Here is a 1074-nt window from a genome sequence, read left to right as displayed (position 1 = left end):
TTCGGGGCACCCACGGTGCCGGACCGCGAACGCCGCCGGTCCGGACCCGGCTGGCAGGATGGGGGAATGCAGCTCACCGGACTCCACGTCTACCCCGTCAAGTCCATGTACCGCCTGAGCCCCGAGAGCGCCCGCGTCGAACCGTGGGGCCTGGCCGGCGACCGGCGCTGGATGCTCGCCGACGCCACCGGCCGGTTCGTCAGCCAGCGCGAGAACGCCGCCCTCGGCCAGGTCCGCGCCGAGCCCACCCCCGCCGGGGCCCTCGTGCTCACCGCCCCCGACGGCTCCCGCGCCGAGGTCCCCGCCCCCGCCGTCGCGGTCGGCGACGCGCTCGCCGACGTCGAGGTCTGGGGCACCCGCTTCCGCGCCGCCGAGGCCGGCAAGGAGGCCCAGCTGTGGATCGCCGAGCACCTCGGTGACTACCGGCTGGTGCACCTGGACGACCCGCGCGCCCGGCCCGTCGACCCGGACTTCTCCTCCCCCGGCGACACCGTCTCGATGGCCGACGGCTTCCCGCTGCTGCTCACCACCACCGCCTCGCTGGCCGAGCTCAACGCGCTGATCGCCGCCGAGCACCCGGACGGCCACGAGGAGCTGCCGATGGAGCGGTTCCGCCCCAACGCGGTGGTCTCCGGCGGCGAGCCCTGGGCGGAGGACGGCTGGCGGCGGATCAGGATCGGCGAGCTGACCTTCCGGGTGGTCAAGCCGTGCGGGCGCTGCGTCGTCACCACCACCGACCAGGAGAGCGGCGAGCGGCGCGGCCCCGAGCCGCTGCGCACCCTGGCCCGGCACCACCGGCTGCTGAAGAAGGCGGCGTTCGGGCAGAACCTGATCCCCGAGCGGCCGGCCGGCGTCGAGGGCGACGTGCTCGGCACCCTGCGGCTGGGCGACGAGGTCGAGGTGCTGGAGGACGGCGCGCACTGGCCGGCCGACCAGAAGGCGTGACGGCGGGCGCCCGCTCGCGCGCCCCCGCTTCCGCACCCCCGTCCCGGAACCGGACGTGTGCGCGCTCGTTGGAACAGGCTGACGCGCGGTGGGGCCGGGGCGGCCGTCCGCCCGCCGTGCCCGCCCCGG

General features: G+C 76.7%; 1 protein-coding gene. It reads left to right on the top strand.

Translation table 11 applies throughout. From position 1 onward, the window contains the following. The first annotated feature begins 66 nt into the window (after nt 1–66). Complete coding sequence (locus ABD308_RS01145) at nt 67–945, top strand: MOSC domain-containing protein (RefSeq protein ID WP_344323885.1); 879 nt, start codon at nt 67–69, stop codon at nt 943–945. Nucleotides 946–1074: the final 129 nt, after the last annotated feature.

The organism is Kitasatospora putterlickiae (assembly GCF_039527695.1).
GTDB lineage: Bacteria > Actinomycetota > Actinomycetes > Streptomycetales > Streptomycetaceae > Kitasatospora > Kitasatospora putterlickiae.
The sequence above is the reverse complement of the archived record's forward strand: the minus strand, read 5'-3'. Positions and strand labels throughout refer to the sequence as shown.

Bases quoted from the DNA above. Each gene is read 5' to 3' on its own strand.
- ABD308_RS01145 (WP_344323885.1), top strand. From the start codon at position 67: ATGCAGCTCACCGGACTCCACGTCTACCCCGTCAAGTCCATGTACCGC.